Annotated in this window: 18 protein-coding genes; 5 read left to right on the forward strand and 13 right to left on the reverse strand. The window is 38.3% G+C overall.

The genetic code is table 11. From position 1 onward, the window contains the following. Positions 1-60: 60 nt before the first annotated feature. A complete protein-coding gene (pdaA, locus tag AACH31_RS08940; RefSeq protein ID WP_338617413.1) occupies positions 61-858 on the reverse strand; it encodes a delta-lactam-biosynthetic de-N-acetylase in 798 nt (265 codons plus the stop codon). Positions 859-1,013: 155 nt separating this feature from the next. Between pdaA and AACH31_RS08945 the strand changes: the two genes are divergently transcribed. After that, positions 1,014-1,952, forward strand: coding sequence for a YihY/virulence factor BrkB family protein (locus AACH31_RS08945; protein ID WP_262950161.1), 939 nt, complete (start codon positions 1,014-1,016; stop codon positions 1,950-1,952). A 64-nt stretch (positions 1,953-2,016) separates the two neighbouring features. Beyond that, complete coding sequence (locus tag AACH31_RS08950; RefSeq protein WP_161832110.1) at positions 2,017-2,673, forward strand: hypothetical protein; 657 nt, start codon at positions 2,017-2,019, stop codon at positions 2,671-2,673. A 144-nt stretch (positions 2,674-2,817) separates the two neighbouring features. Here AACH31_RS08950 and tnpA read toward each other — a convergent pair whose 3' ends face one another. The 4 genes from tnpA to AACH31_RS08970 all read right to left on the reverse strand — a co-directional run bounded on the left by tnpA (position 2,818) and on the right by AACH31_RS08970 (position 7,329). Further along, the gene (gene tnpA, locus AACH31_RS08955; RefSeq protein WP_161832950.1) at positions 2,818-3,273 is read right to left on the reverse strand and encodes an IS200/IS605 family transposase; all 456 of its coding nucleotides are present in this window, start codon (positions 3,271-3,273) and stop codon (positions 2,818-2,820) included. Between the two features lie 173 nt (positions 3,274-3,446). Continuing rightward, positions 3,447-4,571 (reverse strand): GerAB/ArcD/ProY family transporter, encoded by a 1,125-nt coding sequence (locus tag AACH31_RS08960; protein WP_262950159.1) that lies wholly within the window; start codon positions 4,569-4,571, stop codon positions 3,447-3,449. Positions 4,572-4,588: 17 nt separating this feature from the next. Next, the gene (locus tag AACH31_RS08965; protein WP_338617416.1) at positions 4,589-5,758 is read right to left on the reverse strand and encodes a Ger(x)C family spore germination protein; all 1,170 of its coding nucleotides are present in this window, start codon (positions 5,756-5,758) and stop codon (positions 4,589-4,591) included. Positions 5,759-5,760: 2 nt separating this feature from the next. Continuing rightward, complete coding sequence (locus tag AACH31_RS08970; RefSeq protein ID WP_262950157.1) at positions 5,761-7,329, reverse strand: spore germination protein; 1,569 nt, start codon at positions 7,327-7,329, stop codon at positions 5,761-5,763. A 148-nt stretch (positions 7,330-7,477) separates the two neighbouring features. On the opposite strand from AACH31_RS08970, the gene AACH31_RS08975 reads away from it, so the two are divergent. The 3 genes from AACH31_RS08975 to AACH31_RS08985 all read left to right on the forward strand — a co-directional run bounded on the left by AACH31_RS08975 (position 7,478) and on the right by AACH31_RS08985 (position 10,615). Then, positions 7,478-9,031: a ClC family H(+)/Cl(-) exchange transporter gene (locus AACH31_RS08975; protein ID WP_262950156.1), complete on the forward strand. Its 1,554-nt coding sequence runs from the start codon at positions 7,478-7,480 to the stop codon at positions 9,029-9,031. Between the two features lie 68 nt (positions 9,032-9,099). After that, positions 9,100-10,107 carry a hypothetical protein gene (locus AACH31_RS08980; RefSeq protein WP_262950155.1) on the forward strand — a complete coding sequence of 336 codons (1,008 nt, stop codon included), beginning with the start codon at positions 9,100-9,102 and terminating at the stop codon, positions 10,105-10,107. A 118-nt stretch (positions 10,108-10,225) separates the two neighbouring features. Next, complete coding sequence (locus AACH31_RS08985; RefSeq protein ID WP_161832105.1) at positions 10,226-10,615, forward strand: GtrA family protein; 390 nt, start codon at positions 10,226-10,228, stop codon at positions 10,613-10,615. 51 nt (positions 10,616-10,666) lie between these two features. Here the strand turns inward: AACH31_RS08985 and AACH31_RS08990 are convergent, their stop codons facing one another. The 8 genes from AACH31_RS08990 to AACH31_RS09025 all read right to left on the reverse strand — a co-directional run bounded on the left by AACH31_RS08990 (position 10,667) and on the right by AACH31_RS09025 (position 19,783). Further along, positions 10,667-11,623, reverse strand: a complete 957-nt coding sequence (locus AACH31_RS08990; protein ID WP_161832104.1) for a glycosyltransferase family 2 protein — start codon at positions 11,621-11,623, stop codon at positions 10,667-10,669. Beyond that, positions 11,616-13,094 (reverse strand): glycosyltransferase family 39 protein, encoded by a 1,479-nt coding sequence (locus tag AACH31_RS08995; protein ID WP_338617421.1) that lies wholly within the window; start codon positions 13,092-13,094, stop codon positions 11,616-11,618. Before AACH31_RS08995 ends, AACH31_RS08990 begins: the two co-directional genes overlap by 8 nt. Before the next feature lie 169 nt (positions 13,095-13,263). Then, entirely contained in the window at positions 13,264-13,908 is a 645-nt protein-coding gene (locus AACH31_RS09000; RefSeq protein ID WP_338617424.1) for a thioredoxin family protein, read from the reverse strand. A gap of 147 nt (positions 13,909-14,055) precedes the next feature. Continuing rightward, a complete protein-coding gene (locus AACH31_RS09005) occupies positions 14,056-15,726 on the reverse strand; it encodes an FAD-dependent oxidoreductase (RefSeq protein ID WP_262953535.1) in 1,671 nt (556 codons plus the stop codon). A gap of 244 nt (positions 15,727-15,970) precedes the next feature. Beyond that, positions 15,971-16,525 (reverse strand): hypothetical protein, encoded by a 555-nt coding sequence (locus AACH31_RS09010; protein WP_161832100.1) that lies wholly within the window; start codon positions 16,523-16,525, stop codon positions 15,971-15,973. Continuing rightward, a complete protein-coding gene (locus AACH31_RS09015; RefSeq protein WP_161832099.1) occupies positions 16,522-17,031 on the reverse strand; it encodes a hypothetical protein in 510 nt (169 codons plus the stop codon). Before AACH31_RS09015 ends, AACH31_RS09010 begins: the two co-directional genes overlap by 4 nt. Before the next feature lie 238 nt (positions 17,032-17,269). After that, positions 17,270-18,679 (reverse strand): glycosyltransferase family 2 protein, encoded by a 1,410-nt coding sequence (locus AACH31_RS09020; RefSeq protein ID WP_161832098.1) that lies wholly within the window; start codon positions 18,677-18,679, stop codon positions 17,270-17,272. 12 nt (positions 18,680-18,691) lie between these two features. Further along, the gene (locus AACH31_RS09025; RefSeq protein WP_262953536.1) at positions 18,692-19,783 is read right to left on the reverse strand and encodes a HEAT repeat domain-containing protein; all 1,092 of its coding nucleotides are present in this window, start codon (positions 19,781-19,783) and stop codon (positions 18,692-18,694) included. Between the last annotated feature and the right edge of the window lie 6 nt (positions 19,784-19,789).

The raw sequence follows: 19,789 nt of genomic DNA on the forward strand, positions 1-19,789 counted from the left end.
TAATTAGTAGATAATCCAAACATGACCTTATCTCGTTAACATCCTCTTTTTTCCACATTTTTACTCAAACGGAACAGGGGCATCCTCAGTCATTAAATATTGAATAGACTTAAATTCATAACCTTCCTTTTGAAGTTCGGGAATTAACTTATCTAAGCATTCGGCGTTATCACTTGAAATACTATGCATTAAAATAATTGCCCCAGGATGAATGCGTGCTAGAATCTGATTATACGCATAGTCAGCGCCTTTTTGTTGGTCAACATTCCAATCCATATAAGCTAATGACCATAAAATCGTGTAATAACCTCGCTCTTTCGCAAAATCTAACATTTGTTGATTAAAATGGCCTTCTGGGGGTCTTAAATAGCGAACCATCTCTTGACCCGTAATCTCTTTATATTTATCTTCAACAAGTTGGAGCTCCTCGTTAAATTTTTCTTTCGTTACTTTGGCTAAATCAGGATGATGCCACGTATGATTTCCAACAATGTGTCCCTCGTTAGCCATTCGTTTGACGAGATCGGCATTTTCATCAAGGAAATGACCGGTCACAAAAAATAAAGCGGGCACCTCATGTTTTTTCAAAACATCTAAAATTAATGGGGTATTCCCATTCTCATAACCGCAATCAAAGGTTAAATAAATGACCTTTTCATCGGCTGAGCCAATATAATAGGCATCATTTTGACGGACGATTTCATCAAACTCTTTACCTGGCCACGGTTGTTCATGATTCTCTCCTTTTGGAATACCCCAGCCAATATCTTTCGCCTCGGCGTGATAAACTGAGATAAAGCATAAGAGGAACGTTAGAACCGTCAACTTCAAGAACCTAAAGTTAAGCGCTAGTTTCATGTTGTTCACCTCTCATCATAAAAATTATCATTAATAATTTGTCGTTTTTTTGTACAAAATATACATTAACAAACAAAAACGATCGATGTCTCAAGGCATTTCTTAACAAAAAGTATCATAGGATGAAGTAATTACTCTATTTGGGAGGAAACAGTATGAAACATATTTTTAGCATAGAATTTATAAAAAAAATTCAAGAACAATTATCACATCGTGAAATTAAAGGTCTACCTGAACAGATTGCCTTCAACTTAATCATGGCTATCGTCCCGCTCCTCGTTGTCATCGTCCAACTCGGGACTTATTTTTCGTTAAACACCGATGCCGTTAAATACTTTATTACCGCCTACGCTCCACAAGAAGTTCAACAACTACTCCTTTACTTATTCGATACATCCGCTGCTCCTCAATCTAGCACCTTTTTTGTCATTGCAACGGCCCTCTCCTTTTGTTGGATTATCTCAAAAGGGTTTTACGGAATTTCAACAGCTTCAAACACCACCTACCAAGTCCCCCTTTTAAAATTCGCCTTTTTAGAACGCATCTTTTCTTTTATCATGCTTTGCCTAATGGTTGTCCTCCTTCTTGTTGCCATCATCCTTGTTTTCTTCGGGCAGGCCATTATCACCGCCATCTTCCACCTCTTAAACATCACCCTGAGCCCACACCTCATGATTATCATTACCGTTCTCAGAACAAGCATCAGTTTCTTTGCCTACCTCACCTTCTTTCTACTCCTGTTTTACCTCTCTCCCACCATCAAAATCAAAATACACGAAATTATTCCCGGTGCCCTCGTCACCTCAATTGGTTGGAGCGTCGCTTCCATCGCCTTTAGCTTTTACGCGAACAAAATCGCAAACTACAATAAATTTTACGGAAGCCTCTCCGTCATCATCATCCTCCTCTTTTGGCTCTACATCCTCGGCTACGCCATCACCGTTGGTCTCCAAGTCAACTACGTCCTAAAACGCGATTACTTCGGCGGAGTCGAATACACCCCACGCCTATCCTTTATTCAAAGATTTAAATTTCTATCCAAATGGGTGAATTTTTCAGATAATGGCGAACAAAACTTGAAAGAAAAGCACTAACTTTTCGTATGAATCAAACCTCTACTGAATACAATGAACCATACTTACAATTGAGGTGAATATTATGAAAAGAGTATGTCTAATAGCTGGATTAGCGGTGACTTTAGCAGGTTGCGCCAACAATAACGAGACAGCAAAAAGTATTTCCACACCTCAAACCCTTCAAAATTTATCTGTTGCACCTAACACGACCGCACCTGCTACAAGTGATCAAACAAGCGCATCAACTGAACAAACAACAAACGATTCTTCAAATGCCTCAGATACTCAAACTGAGTCAGGGACAGAAAAAACATTTTCCACACAACAAGAATTCGTTGATTGTATGTATGAAAAAGTAAAAGCGCTAGAAGATACGATTTCTTTACTCGACTCAAACTTAACACAAGTTTACTCCGTAACAGGAACAGATGAGGAAGCTGCTCAACTTTCTATTCGAAAAAACCTCATCAAACAAACGACAAGTGAAATGGAAGCCATCGAAAAATTATCGACGCCAACAGAAGAGGTCGATAAACTTCACGACTATGTCGTTAAAGCCTATGAATACAACATCGACTACAAGTCAGAGGAGTACGAAGTCTTTAAAGCTGAGAGCTTAGAAGACCGCCAAGTGTTACTCGATGCCAATGCAGAAAAGGAACAATTGGCTAAACAGTACATCACCTTAGCATGGGCAGAAATCGATCGTCTATCAGAAACAACGTACGATCGTAAATAAAAACTACCCGTCAAACGGGTAGTTTTCTCCAGGGCTATAAGCCCTGATTACCGGCTAGCGTCTCAAGGCGCTAGCTTTCACTTTGTTCAAGCTACTTGCCATTGCCACCTTTGCTCACCCCTAAAGGAGTGTTCGTTCTACTGGCTACCCCTTAAAGGGGTCTTCATATTCTTTTACACTTAATTTATCCATCGCAATATCATGCTTTTCCTGATCCTGAATATATTTCCTTATCGTTGCCTCATTTAGGCCAACCGTACTGACATAATATCCTTCTGCCCAAAAATGCCGATTTCCAAATTTGTATTTCAAATTTGCATGTTTATCAAACATCATCAATGCACTCTTTCCTTTCAAATATCCCATAAAACTAGATACACTCATTTTAGGTGGAATACTTACTAACATATGTACATGATCTGGCATTAAATGCCCTTCAATAATTTCAACTCCTTTATAGGCACAAAGTTGTTTTAAAATATCTCTTATACTTGTTTTATATTGATTATATATTATTTTTCGTCTATACTTAGGAGTAAACACAATATGGTATTTGCACATCCATTTTGTGTGCGATAAACTATTTGTTTGATTCGCCATAAAAATCACCTTCTCTTCTAAAATAGTAGCTTGAACAACTCTATTATAGGAAAAAAGGTGATTTTTTAATGGAGTTATAAACTTTTATTCGCCACCCGCATAGCGGGTGGTTTTATGTTTCACACGCTTTGCGTGTTCAACAGACTAAAGTCTCTAATAAAAAAACTGAGGCTCTATTTATGAGCCTCAGTTTTTAATTGTTTCACATGATTGTGATATTTAAATTCACTTAGCATCCAGACGATAGAAGGAATCACTAATTGAAAGATAGGGAGTAAGTTTTTAGGGTGATTAAGAATTGCCTGATAAATATCCTCAACTCCGCCTGTTGTTAAATGCATGGCTATAAAGATGATTAAAACACTAAACGGAAAGGCTAATTGACGATAACTAAATCGACGAATCAGTTTTTCAATACAACTTAATCCCGCATAAAAATAAAGACTTAATTTAAAAAAACACGTCATCATGACAATGATAATCGCTAACGGATCAAGCCGTTCAAATAAAACGTTAACCCCTACCATTTTCATGGCATTGAAGAATGGATAAATAAAATTCTTCATTAATCCCACACCTAAAATTCCCACACACATCACATCGGCGGCGAGTAAAATAATCGTTGCTAACACAATAGCCCAATAACTATATCTTAAAATTTTCCCTTTTCCCTCCTTCGGTAAGAGCGGAAAAATCGTCAGAAAGACAATGGACTCTCCATAAGGAAACAGCGTCATCGTATAAATATTTTGTTTCAATGGGGAAAATCCTTTTTCCAACACAGGTAAAAAGCGATCAAAACTAAAAATATCAGAAGTAAATACTGCAATGACGAGGGGAATAAAACAAAGAATTACCACATAAAAAAGCAACTCCGATGAACGTCCAATTGCATTGACCCCAAGGATTAATCCGTAAACAATCGGAACCATCAATAATAGCATAATTAATATCATATTTGCATCGACCATTAAGGTCACCTCAATGACGTCTGCTGTGCTTTTTAAAAGACTTGCCGTCATCAATAAAAAGTAACCACTATAAGCGATTAAAATAAGACTTCCGAAAAACTTCCCAAATAAATCGGTCAAAATGCCCGACAAGCTATCAAACTGATGCAACTTTCCAATCCGGTAATACATCGTAAACAATAGCGTCCCAAGAACCGCACTGATTAATAACGAAATCCAAACATCGGCCCCAGAAAAACGCCCCACATTAACAAGCGTAGCGCTACTCGATAAGAACAAGACCAATAATGACGAAAATTGATTTAAACTAAGGCGTGACGTCTTCAAAATAAATCACCTACTTTCTACTCCTTCAAATTAGCCGCATCACCAACAGATGTAATTTCTAATTTAACCTTTACGTCAAACTCTAACTCTGGATAAATGTCTTCCCAATATCCACTGACTTCTGCCCATTTCTTTGGATTCTTTTGATGGACCTTTCCACCAACACCGATAATATCTGACGCTAACTCGTTTTGAGTCTTATCAATAAAGGACTGAATATCTTGTTTCAGTTGGTTCCCCAATGCTGCTTCTAAATCACTCACATTGACAGGATTCATTAAATCTATAGGATACCCATTCTCCATTAAAACTCCTTTAACTGAACAATCTACCATTACCTTATTTTTTTCTAAATCAGGTTTTATCTCTACTTTCGATTCACGCACCTCATAAGAAAGCTTATATTCATCATCAAGTACTGTTGTCACAACATAACGCTTACTCGTTCCAACTAATAAATTATAATATTGAGCCTCTTTACTCGTTAAGTATCCAACCAATTGATCCCCTTGAAATGCAGCTAATGAATCAATTTTGAGTTGAGAAGGCGCCTCCATCTGTAAAACATTTTGAATATCTCCCTCCTCGCTCTTTTCCTTAGAATCAATTGATACACTATTTAATACAATATTAGAGCTTGGATCATTAACCATTCCACTGACCTGATAGAGGTTATAATTGACTTCTCGTCCCGTACACGTCAAACAGAGATTAGATAACGAATTGAGTTGATTAATCGGAATTTGTTCACTTGGAGTAAGAACATTCAATACCTCACGGGCCGTCGTATGATTCGCAACGACTAACGTAATATTGGGGCGAATCATCACATTACGTAAGACAAAATCAACAACGGGATCAATTCCCGATTGTGCTATATCTTCATTAACCACAATCACACTTAAATGCGGCAAGTACAACACCTTAGCTGTTAGTGAATTTAGTGATCGATAAGCATCGAATAACGTCTCACCTTCACCCGAGATTGAAAAAACGGATAACGTATCATGCTGATTCCCGGCAATAGAAGAGGGATTAACAACTTGGGCCGTCATTAAATACCCATTTTCCGTTTGATCAATCCCAAGACCCGCTACAATTCCAATTTGGCTCATCTCCACTTTATGGCCACATCCACTTAAACTAATGGCCATTAACATGACCATGACATACATCAAACGTCTCACGCCTACTCCTCCTTCCTTTTTTCCTGATTAAGATTATGACGGACCCGATTCGTCGTTTTATAAATTTTTGGACGATACTTCATCCAAGAAAGGGGTAAGCGTAAAAATTGATCTTCCTGATCATGTAAGTTTAATGGCGCCATCGGAGCTAAGTAAGGTTGATCGAGCGTCGTTAAAGAAGACAAGTGTAAAATCAATAAAATAACACCAATCGTTATTCCGTAAAGTCCAAAAGCAGCTCCTAAAAATAAGAAGGCAAACGTTAAAACACGCATCGCATTCGACAAACGGGTACTTGATAAAATAAATCCTGCAATCGATGTAATCGAAACAATAATAATGACAATATACGAAACTAATCCTGCTTGAACAATCGTCTGTCCGATAATCAACGATCCTACAATCGTCATCGAATCCCCAACTACACTAGGCTTACGAAGCGCCGCTTCCCGGATAATTTCAAACAAAATTAACATAATTAATGTTTCAATATATGTTGGAAACGGGTTAGCACTCCGTTGATTAATAATCGTAATCAATAACACCGTTGGAATCATCTCCTGATGATACGTCGAAATAGCCACGTACAAGCCGGGAACGAGGAGAACGATAAAAAAGGCCGCGTATCGTAATAAACGAGTGACCGTTGCAATAAAAGGTCGCGAATAATAATCATCCGTCACCTGAAACATCGAAGCAAAATAAGCTGGCCCCGTGGTCACAAAAGGTGAACCATCAACAAAAATCGCAATTTCTCCCTGCATAAGAGCGGCCGCCGTTTTATCCGGACGCTCCGTTTGAATCAACCGCGGAAATAACGTGATATGATGATCCTCAATTAACTGCATGAGCTCACTCGAATCCACAATCCCATCAATATCTAAACTCTCAATCCGTTTATTCACCGTATGAACCAACTCTTTATTCGCAATTCCCTCAATATACGCCACAAAAACATCCGTCTGAGTCACCGTTCCCACCACATGAGCATCAAATCGCAAATTCGGATCCTTAATTCGCCGACGAAGCGTCGCCGTATTCGTACGAATCGTTTCAACAAAACAATCTTTCGGACCATAAAGCGACTGTTCCGTCTGTGGCTCGCTAATCGAACGCATTTGCCATCCCTTACAGTCAAACATCATAAATTGGTCGACACCGTCGACAAGAACAATAATATGGCCGTTAATAAGATTCGTGTAAAGATCCTCGTACGACTGTCCACATTTCGCATCTAACATACTGATTCGAGACTCAAAAATCGTCTGGAAAACGCCACAACTTCGAGTATTCGATTCCTTAACTAAAGAAAGATCAATACTTAACACATGAACAATAAACTGTTCAGCTTGGTTCGTATCGATAATACCGTCGATTCCTAAAATGGCGACCGAAACATCTTCAGCACCCTTTAATGTCAGCGTGCGAACTAACAAATCGTTGGCGTTTCCTAACCTCGTTTTAATCGTCTGTAAATTTTCATCTAATGCGTGATGAATTCGATGTGGCGTCGGTTCTGAAACAGGCTTTTTAGTTCCTTTCTTACCCTTAAATACCTTAAAAATATCCATGAATGACCCACCTACCTTTCTACTATTATCCGTAAACTTAAAAAAGTTATACGTCCATACAGAGGATAAATTTCCTCATCCTCCCTGATAGGAGGCCCCCCTTTTTTATAAAGAACAAACCATTTAATTTCACTTAAGGAGGAGTATGATGTCATCATTAAAAACACCGTTATCTTACTTAAAACAACTTAAACTTAAATTAGCTTTTGAGGGAATCCTCATCGGCCTCATCTCAGGTCTTGTCGTCGTCTTTTACCGCCTCATTTTGCAGTATGCGGAGCAGCTAAGACAATGGGTTACCAATCAACCGACGCCCTTCGCGTTTTTTGGTTGGTTCATCATCCTCATCCTAGCGGCTCTTTTCGTCGGTCGCCTCATGGTCAAAGAACCAATGATCTGTGGGAGCGGAATCCCTCAAGTAGAAGGCGCCTTAGCCAATAAAATTAAAATGAATCCCCTCTCCGTCTTAATGAACAAATTCATTGGAGGAACGATTTGTATCGGAGCGGGATTATCCGTCGGACGTGAGGGTCCTTCTATTCAACTCGGTGCCGTCGCCGCCCAATGGGTTAGCCGTCTAACCAAACGAACTAAGCTAGAAGAAAAGTATCTCTTCTCAAGCGGGGCGAGTGCTGGACTAGCCGCCGCCTTTAATGCTCCACTCGCTGGGGTCATGTTCGCGCTTGAAGAGGTGCACAAACACTTCTCACCCCTCGTTTTAGTCGGTGCCATGTCCGCCGCGCTAACAGCTGATTTTGTCTCAAAAAACTTTTTTGGTTTAAAACCGGTCTTCCGCTTTGACCTCATCCATAACTTGCCCCTCCATCACTATGGATGGATTGTCGCCTTAGGACTTTTAACCGGAATTTTAGGCGTCCTGTATAATAAAACACTCGCCTCTACGTTAAACGGGTATGATAAACTAACCTTCTTAAAAAAACAGTATCATCCCCTTATCCCCTTCCTCCTTGCGGGGATCCTCCTTTGGATCTTACCGGATGTATTAGGGGGCGGGCACGGATTGATTGAAAAATTAACAGCGGATCTCTTTTCAATGAAGACCTTACTTCTTTTATTGACTGTCAAATTCGCTTTCTCCATGGTGAGCTTCGCGTCTGGTGTTCCAGGAGGAATCTTTTTTCCGCTCCTCGTCCTCGGGGCGCTCACCGGTTCAATTTTTGGCCATCTTCTCGCAAGCCTCCATCTTGTCGATGAAATCTTCATTCAAAACTTTATTATTTTGGCGATGGCCGGCTATTTCAGCGCCATCGTCCGTGCCCCAATTACCGGAAGCATTCTCATTGCCGAAATGACGGGATCATTAACAAACCTTCTCCCGCTCTCTCTCACCTGCCTTATCGCCTACACCGTGGCGGAAGGACTGAGAAATGAACCAGTCTACGATTTCCTATTACACCGATTACTGCGTGGAAAAAGCAGCCTAACCGTCGGTCAAAAAAATATCCTCGTTGAAATTCCAGTCTTCGCCGATTCTAGCATGGATGGATGCCTCGTTCGCTCCCTTGACCTGCCAACCGATTGCCTACTCATCGCCATCAAACGCGGAAATGACGAGCTTATCCCACGGGGAAATACCCAACTGATGGCGGGTGACGACCTCATTATTTTAATGAAAGAAAACTTGGCGGCCACCCTTCAAGAGCACCTAAAAAGTACCTCTCAAAAAGTTCCCATGTACTAGCCCCCTTCCTCGATTTATGTGATATAATAGCCTTAAATTGATCGTAAAAAATGGAGGGTTAACACTTTATGAAAGAACTAATGCACCTTTTAGGGTTTAAAGATAAAGAAATGGCGACCGATATCTTAGTATCGATTGAAAACCAAACATTCTTCCCTATGACATCACACGAAGAATTGCAACAACTCGCACTTCAACCAAACGCTGTCGATTGTGTTTATTTACAATCCTCACAAAAACAAGTGTACGAATTAGAAGAATCACACGTATATACGATCGCCCACTGTACACCGGCGCAACAAACCATGTATACGAACGTGAAAAAAGAAGACGTCATCCACTTTATTAAGCAACATCTTGAAGACTATGAACAAAATAACATTGCAATCTACGTCGCAAACGACTGCCTTCCGTTCACGGACTATATCAAACAATGTGGGATCTATATCGCCAAAGAAGATTTACTCATTATTGAAAACCAAGCGATTTGGACGGTTGATCAAGGGGAAAACTTAGAACCAGCAGACTTTACAAAAAATGCCTTTATCGGGGCCTATCCACTTGAAAAAAACATGAATATTGACCAACTAACACCATCTGAAAAATACTGTATGGTCATTAATGCTTACGAGTTAGGCGTTGTCGATGCGTTTAGTAACCTTGACATGATGGAAGTTTTAAAATTGGTCAATCAATACATTAAAGAATACGCAGCAGGAAACTTATTCATCTTTCGTGAAAACGACCGCTTAGTCTACACTGATTTATTTAATCAAGTGAAAGAAGAACCACGTTATCCATCATTCAGCCAAGTATTAAACTTCCTGTTCGCAAACCCAACAGTAAATGAAGAACACTTAATGCAAAAAGTAAATGCCTATATTAAAGCACGCCAACAACAGTTCGCGGCTCAAGATCAAGCCAATAAATCAGAAACACTTGCCTTAAAAGGTGAAGAAGATTTTGAATTGGCGCAATTACTTGCACCGGTTTTCAATGCTCACCGTGACGTTAAAGAATGTACATTAACAACGATCAACCAGACACCTGTCTTTAAAATTGACTACGTTGCGTAAGTTTCACAGCAAAAAAACACCGATTCTTCGGTGTTTTTCTTTAGTCTTGATCAAACCCTTTTGTTAGGAAAGAAAAATCTCGTATCATAAAACCAATCAGAAAAAAGGAGAATGAAACATGATTGATAAACTTAAAACCAATCCAAAACTAGCTGAATTTATCCGCTTTATCATCGTTGGGGTTTTGGCAACTGCCCTCCATTACGGAATTTACCTCGCCCTTGAATACGGAATCGGACTGAATTACAACATGGCCTACACGATCGGCTATCTCTTAAGCTTTATTTTTAACTTCTTTGCTTCAACCTTCTTTACTTTCCAATCCGAGGCAAACGCCCAAAATGGAATTAAATTTGCCGGCGCACACCTCATCAACTACTTCGTTCATATGTTTTTACTCAACTTCTTTATCTTCATCGGTATTCCTGGAGGAATCGCCCCAGTCTTTGTCTTCCCAATCGCCATCATCATTAACTTCTTCATGGTACGATTCGCCTTAAAAAAATAACCCTACAAAAAAAAGTGCACCTATCCGAAATGATAGCTGCACTTTTTTTGATTAGTCAACTTCATTAATAAATTCCTCGACAATAAAGCGAGGGCGTTGTTTAGATTCTAAATAAATTTTTCCGATATATTCACCAATCACACCAATACAAAGAATTTGCAATCCACCTAGCGTCCAAATCGATAAAATTAACGTCGTCCATCCTTTAATCGTATTCCCATTCATCCATTGGACGAGAGAGTATAGCAATGGAATTAAACTAATAACAAAAACGCTAATCCCAAGTGTGGTGACTAAACGAATCGGCTTCACACTAAGCGAAGTAATCCCTTCAATCGCAAAGGCAATCATTTTCTTTAACGGATACTTCGATTCCCCTGCAAAACGCTCATGTCGCTCATAATACACAACATCCGATTTATACCCAACAAGTGGCACTAATCCTCGTAAGAATAAATTAACTTCTTTAAATTCGGATAATCCATTTAACGCCCGACGACTTAACAATCGATAATCCGCATGATTATAAACGATGTCGGCCCCTAATTGATTCATTATTTTATAAAACATTTGTGCCGTATGTCGTTTAAATCCCGTATCTGTTGTCCGATCGTTTCGCACACCATAAACCACATCACATGATTCATTTAAAAACTTATCAATAAATTGGTCAATAACATCAATATCATCTTGTAAATCAGCATCTAAAGAAATCGTTGCATCACATAAATCTTTAACCGTCATAAGACCGGCTAATAATGCATTTTGGTGACCCCGATTGCGTGATAACTTGACCCCGCTGATTAAGTGATGAGTCGTTGATAACTCTTTGATCATTGGCCACGTTTGATCTTTACTTCCATCATCAACAAAAGTAATTCGACTTTTAGGAGAAATCACGTCCCGCTGAATTAACGACTCCACTTTCTCCATTAACTTTTGTGCCGTCACTTCTAAAACGGCCTCCTCATTATAACAAGGAACAACAAAGTAAATGATATTAGACATGTTCTCTACTCCCCTTCATCGAATTTTTATTTAAAGATGCCATGGCATACGTGCAAAGCATCATCATTAACGGTAAATAGAGCACCAAATACCGTGAGCGGGTTTCCCAAATCAGTAAAAATAGGAAGTTACCGAAGAGGGTGATGGCCATCACATGAACAAACGCGTGACGGTTTTTAAATAAATAAACACCGGAGATCGTCATTAATCCAAGCATGACCAACTGGATTGCCTGGACGGCATAAAGATACGGATGATTTTTATCACCAAACACGTAAGCTTGGTAAACATTCGTCTCAAGCGGCTGACGGCTTAACTTTTCAGGGATAAAATAGGTCCCCTCAGCCCAAGTGAAATTCATCTTCTGATGGAGATGGTTAAGAAACCCTCTAACCCCATACTCTGATAACTGTTGTTTAATTCTATCTAGATGAATGTCTTTAATTTGATCATTCGTCAACCCTTCTAACTTTAAGGAATTCGTATATTCGGCATCTTCATGAAAATATCCACCGTTTCCGTCTAACCCCATCATTACCCAATGCGTCATTGGAAATCCAAGTTCTGATTTCTCTGTCGGATAAAGGGGCGAGATTCGTGACTGATAGATTGTATTCACGATAAAAAATGGAAGTGCAATACCGATCAACAACTGAATCCATCTTTTCATTGGATTCATCATCAAATAATGAATCAGGATGGCAACTACTAAAATAATCGCATTTGTCTTCACTAATACACCAATCGATAAGACAAGCCCTAATAAAATTAAGTAGACATAACGGCGCCTATCCGTCGAATGATAAAATAAATCATAAAGGATAAGCCCTAGAATTGGGAAAATCATGACCAATGTATCGGTATAGACGATAGGAACGTACATATATAATGGCGTCATAAATAACATCAATAAACTTGCCCATGTGGCTGAGACGAGGCCAAAATGGCGATGAATCAACCAATAGAGTCCCCCCATCGATAATAAGATGACAAGGGCATTAACAAACGTAAAATAAAAATAATAATTCGTGACTCCGAATAAATCTAAAAACCGCATCCCGAGAATAAAAACAATGAGCAACGGAATGTTATTCGGATACTTGATCGTAAAATAATCCGACAAGGCGTAAAAACTATCTTTTTGTTCAAGTGCGGCTCGGTAAACATCCCCGACATCCCACGTGGGATTCACTTGAAAATAACGAATAAAGAAAAGTTGTAACAGCACTAAAAGCACTAGATTGACAAGACTTACGATCATTAATCCACGCGTTGATAATTTCTTCATGCCCCGATAAGCAAAATAGAAAAAAGCAGCGATCAAACAAGCGAGCCCGCCTACTTTCCACCCACTCATCTGCAAAAAGGTTGCATTAGGATGAATGAGCGCATCCGTAAAAATAAATGCAAATGTTGCGGTAAATACAAGTAAAAATAATTGCAGTAATATCGACTTTATTTTTATAACCATTTAGCTTCCTTCCCTCATAAAATATACATATTTTTTATTATACTACAAAATTTTTCTAATATTTATCACTTTTTCTTTTTTTCTTCAACTCCGTACGCTCCCTCAACAAAAAAAAGCCTCAAGCCATGGCGTGGGGAATCCCACCGTAACGGCTTGAGGTGATTTAATCTTATGAAATGAGTTGAAGCAGTTGATCTATGGTTTTTGCCCCAAAATAAACGTGATCATCATTAAGGATGAGGCATGGAACTGCGGTAATCTGATAGTGCGCCTGAAGGTGTGGGAAATGGGCTAAATCAATCATTTCCGCCTCGACATTGGGGTTTTCAATAGCGATTCGCGTCGCTGCAACGACGACATCCGGGCATAAACGACTCGATAATGAAACAACAACCTTTAAATTCACGTGTTGACGAATCGCACGGATGGCTTCTAGCGTTCGCTCATCGATGGCCTGTCCCGGTCCAGCCAAATTATAAATCGCCAATAAAAACGCATTAATCTCTTGGCCCCCAGGAACGGCATGAAACTTCACCCCTGAGTAACGCCCCTTCTCATCAAGCAAAGCAACAACAGGAAACTTATCCGCCCTTATCTTCTGTTCTAAAGACACATCTTCCCCCTTCATTTTGACAATCGCTTCTAACTGATCCCCTAAATTCGCAAGATCGAGCACAAAATCACGTAACTCAAGAGACACCTCTAGATGAGGATCCACGATGGTTACCAAAGTCACCTTTGTTTCCATCCGTTTTAAAACCGTCGCCAGTTGTTGACGTAAAGTATCATTCAATAAATGAGATTGTACATTCATTTAAAAGCCTCCTCTTTTCGTTTTTAGATTAGTGTTCCCACAAGAAACCATTTCATTTACTTTCGACAACCATTGAAAAAATGCACGGAAAATTCCGTGCATTTTTTTCTAACATTGTGTGTGTGCAACTTGTGTTTATGAGACTCATTAAGCAATTAGGTTTAACATCTCTTGGATTGATTTTGATCCAAACGCGATTTTTTCATCATTTACGATCATACATGGAACTGACATCACTTTATGTTTTGTTTTTAATTCTGGGAAGTTGGCGATGTCTAACATCTCAGCTTCTACATTTGGATTTTCAATCGCAATACGTTGAGCTGAAACAACAACATCTGGACATAAGTGACATGATAAAGAAACCGCCACTTTAATATTTACTTTTTTATCAAGTGATTTAATCGCTTCTAATACTTGAGCATCTAAAGCTTGTCCAGGTCCAGCTAAGTTATAAATCGCGAGTAAGAATGAATTTAATTCATGCCCACCAGGAACACCGTGGAACTTCACACCCGCATAATTTCCATCTTGGTCAAGTAACGCAACAACTGGGAATTTATCGGCATTCACTTTTTCTTCTAACGCCACATCTTCACCTTTTGTTTTGACGATAGCCTCTAATTTATCTCCTAAATTCGCAATGTCCATCACTAAGTCACGTAATTCAATCGATTTTGCATTAGCAGGATCAACAATCGTCACAAGTGTGACATTGTTTTCCATACGCCCTAAAATTCCAGCGATTTGTCCACGTAACGCATCATTTAATAAAGCAGATTGTCCACCTTTTGCTACTTCTTTAGCTGGTGCTTTTTCTTCTTTCACTTCTTTAGGTTGTGGAGCAACTTCTACCTCTTCCTCTACAATTCCTAAACGTTCCTTCTCATGCGCCACATATTTTTCAGCTTCAAGAGAAGCAATCGCTCCGTCAGCCACAGCAGTAACCACTTGGCGTAATACTTTAGGACGTAAATCTCCGGCTGCATAAACCCCTTCAACACTTGTGTGCATGTTTTCATCCGTGATAATGTATCCGAATTTATCCATGTCAACTAAACCATTAAATACTTTTGTTTGTGGCACGTATCCAGCGAAAATAAAGATTCCGAATGTTTCATCATCTTGCGCCACATGTTCAAATGTTTCATTTGTTTGATTATTAATAAATTTAACGCGACGTAATAATTCATCCCCTGTTGCTTCTACCACTTCAGTATTGAATTTAACTTCAATTTTTGGATGAGCTAAAACTTTATCCGCAATTGTTTTTGCACATGTAAACTCTGGCTCACGGGCGATAACTGTTACTTTACGAGCAAAACGAGTTAAGAAAATTGCTTCTTCTGCTGCCGCAAATCCAGCACCGATGACAAACACCTCAAGTCCTGTGTAGAACTCCCCATCACACGTTGCACAGTAAGCAACCCCGCGTCCACGGTACTCTGCTTCTCCTGGGAATCCAAGTGTACGTGGTGTCGCACCTGTTGCGATAATCACTGAACGAGTTTCATAGTCCCCGTTTGTTGTTTTTAACACTTTAATTTCACCTTCAAGTTGAGCTTCTAACACTTCAGCTTGAGCAAAAGCTACACCAAAATCTTCAGCTTGTAGATGCATTTGTTCCATTAATTCTGGCCCTGTCGTATGACGAATCCCTGGGTAATTCACAATTTCATTTGTTGTTTTTGCTTGACCACCTACTGATCCTTGCTCAAGCACTAATGTTTTCATTTTTGCGCGCCCTGAATAAATCCCTGCAGACATTCCGGCAGCCCCGCCACCAATTACAATTACATCATAAATTTTCTTTGACATTGAAACTCCTCCTTCTCCTCTATTGTACTTCATTTTTATGGTTATTTGATGTACTTTCCTAAATTTTTCTAATTAATTTTTAAAAGTAGTAATAATTACTGATATTATTATAAAACTATCGTGAAAGAAAGTCAATGCGTTTTCTTATAAAATAATAATATAGTTATTAATAGTATTTCTTTATTGATAAAAGGTATGCAAATAAAAAAGGAGGCCACCTTCCCCGGTTTGCCTCCTCATCTTCTTAGATTTCTGTAATCGTGCCATCCTCAGCGACGAAAAGCATCAAAATAATGCCATCGCCACCTTCCGTCTCTTGCAATACTTTTGACTTTAAGGCCACGTAATAACCGATTTGATTATCGCCGTAATGTTCGTGATTTTCGTCATACATATAGACAATATCTTCGTCAGATCCATAACGATCCACGGCTAAGGCAACCGCATCAACCCCTGTAAATTCATGGTTATGCTCCTGATCATGAACCTCCACTTCGTGTAGCGTTTCTTTTAAAACGTTCAGACGCTCTCGTTGCTCATCGGTTCCCTCATCATCTAACTCGACTAATAATTCGTTTAAAACACCTTTAGCGGCTGCTAATTCATCGACTCCCACAAGTGCCTCAATATAATTGAGCCCTTCTTCAAGTGAACGCTCGCTTAAATTCGTCCCGTTTTCTGTCAAACGTGGTCGATGCAAAATATCTTCTTTATGATTATCGTTCTCCCCATCTGTCTCATTTGCACATGCACAAAGTGCGATCATAAGTGCAAGTAACACACTGATTCTCTTCATCATGATAATCCCTCCATTTCATCTCTTAAGGCGATCAACGTCTCTATTTCTCCCCTAAATAGTTTTAATGATCCCATCCTTTTTTCCACGAAACGAATTAACGCAATTAACTCATCATAAGCTGACGTTTTCTCTGCTTCAATGGCTCGGTTAATTTTTTCCTCAAGAGAATTTAATTGAGACCGTACATAATTAATGGCCTCATCTTTCACAAAACTTGGCTGACTATCAACTAAGTTTAAATCCGTCCAAGCCAACAGCAGTTTATCCAAGTCCTCTAACTGATCATATTCAACCATCTTAAGTAGAGCCTCCCCTTGCTCATGCCAAATCTGATACTTTTTATTTGAACTTTCATCAGTTGCTAACTTTAAAAAACCGACGCCCTCTTGATAGGATCCGTCTTCAAAAGCCTCCCTCGCCTCTTTAACTGCCTGATTTGCTAGTCCACTATCCCCACAAGCGACCAACATAGCTAAAAAGGTGACAAGCAGATAACGCTTCTTCAACCTCTATCACCCCCCGATACTACAAAAATAACACACCTCCTTAAAGAAAATTGCCATATATTAACCAAAAAATAACACTACTTCTGTCTTGTTTTAGCTTGCTCCCCTAAAATGACCACCATTTGGACAAACCCATTAATAAGGCGACAAAAAAAGGTGTCTCCTCGTCGAAGAGGAACACCTTTAGCACGTTCATTCTTATTAAATTTACCACTCTCATTTATAAAGAAGATTCAACTTAATGTAGTTTATTATGCTTAACACGACTAATTTTCTTCCATTGATGCTTATGCTTACGATATCCAATCAAAGCACTAAATCGATACAAGGAAATCAATTGTCGATAACCAAAATTCTCTATCAAACTAAATAAAATTAACTTAATTCGTGCCCGTAACGATAGCGACTCCCTAAACATATACTCCTCGAATTTTATCGCCATAATAGATAAACCCGTATTATAAAAAACATAGATTAACATAAAAGTTAAAAAGAAGGTCATGTTTAAAAAACCAGCAAAAAAGGCAAGAACAATAATGATAATTCCTAAACTATCAAATACGCATGACATCATCTCATAGATAAAAAAGTATGTAAAGGAAAAGAATCCCGTTAAGCCGTATTGAGGATTTAATGCCATTTGCCGATGATTAAACATCGAAGTCATTAAACCAATTTGCCACCTTCTCCTCTGATTCTTCAAATCCTTTAGTTTAGATGGAACTTGAGACCAACAAACCGCATAAGGTTCGTAACTAATTTGATAAGGAATCTGATTTTGGCGATAAAAAGAATGTAATTTTAATACCAAATCCATATCTTCGCCAATACTTTTAGTATCATATCCTCCAACAGAGATGACGGCATCCTTACGAAAAAGACCAAATGCACCAGAAATAATTAAATTACCATTAAATAAATTTAACCAGACCCTCGTATTTAAAAACACCCGGTAATATTCGATGAGCTGCATCATCACGATAAATCGTTTTGGAGTCAAATATTTAACGACTCGCCCTCTATCTAATATTACCTGGTTAGAAACTTTAATATTACCACCAACAGCTACCGTTCGATTATCCCGATTAAATGGCATTACAATTTCACGAAGAGAATCATATTGTAAAATTGAGTCGGCATCCAACGACGTAATTAACGGATATCTTGCTAAATTAATTCCCATATTTAAAGCATCAGCTTTCCCACCATTTACCTTATTAACGAGGGTTAACTTAATCTTCTCATTAATGATTCCCTCATAAATATCAATCTCACTTTGGCAAGGTACAACCCTACGAATCGGACGATTGACACGTTTTAACTTAAAATGTTCTTGAACCAAATCACCTGTTCGATCCTTAGATCCATCGTTAATAACAATGACCTCAAACTCTGGATAATCTAAATATAAGTTAGACTCAATACAATCTATAATAGTCTGTTCCTCATTATAGGCAGGAACCAATATTGATATTGGTAATAAACTATCCTCATTCTTTGAATCTATCTCATGTTGATATTTCCGATAAGATTGATTTTTTTCAATAACAAAGATGGCAGAGAGAGTGGAAATAAAAAATATAATAGCGTAAATGGCAATATATATCATGAAAAAATTATTAATACTATCAACCAAAAACTCTAACACTGCACCGCCCCCTTATTGAAAAGATTTTTCCTTTAAGGATAATGCATATTGCAAAATATCCCTTGAATAATAATCCTTTGATTGTAAAATATATTCTTTTATTCGTTGATTGATATTAAAGTTACAAAGGGCCATGGCCGAGTTAAAACGAACATGCCAATTAGAATCACCCGTAGCTATAAATAACTGATTAATAACATCTTCCTCAGAGAAATACTGCAAGGCCTTAGCACTTAACACACGGTACTCCCATTCATTATGCTTTAAATAATCTAATAGTATTGATTTACTCTCTAAATTCGGATGATTCGCAAAATATTTGATAATACTTAAACAGATTTCCTTGTGAGAATCTCTGCCTTCCGATAAAATTTCACAGAGTTTCTTTTCAACCATTGGACATGGAACAACGGTAAAATACTGAATCAATAAGAGTTGAAAATCATCTTCAGCCTCTTTAAAGTTTCTTATTAAAAAACGATTTAATTCATCGTAATCTCCACTAAACTGTTGCATAATACCTATTAGCACTTTATTATTATATAATTCAAAATCTTTATAGCTACTAGTCAAGGCCTTAGCAAAAATCGAACTATTTCCAATTTGAGCTAAGGAGGTTAAAACGTTCAATTTTAAATACATAGAGTTTTTATTCAACTTTTTTAATAACCATTGATTGATAAAGGGTAAATCCATTTGATAGTACCCGAAGAGTTTGGCAAGCTTTAACTCTTCAATTTCACCCTTTCTCTTATCCAATTTAATCACTCGCTGTAAAAAGCCAATATAAATTTCTACATAGACTTTAAGGATAGGCCTATATTCCTCTATCAGAAATAACTCTTCAATTACTCGATTAAATAAATCAAAATAAATATTACTTTTTAAACATTTCTCAGTTTGGTCGATTGTTTCTTGACTTAACCGATTTCCCATCCTTAATGTATCAAATTGCTCTCTAATTTCAACTTTAAAAGAGGCATGCTTCATTAATTGCTTCTGATGGCGCTGATCCTTTCGAATTCTATAAGATAAGTAAAGCCTCATACAAAAGATTAAATAAATAAAAAAGGTAATCATTAAGGAAATGATAAAGACCTGCATCTCACC

Source organism: Turicibacter faecis (genome assembly GCF_037076425.1).
Lineage (GTDB): Bacteria > Bacillota_I > Bacilli_A > MOL361 > Turicibacteraceae > Turicibacter > Turicibacter faecis.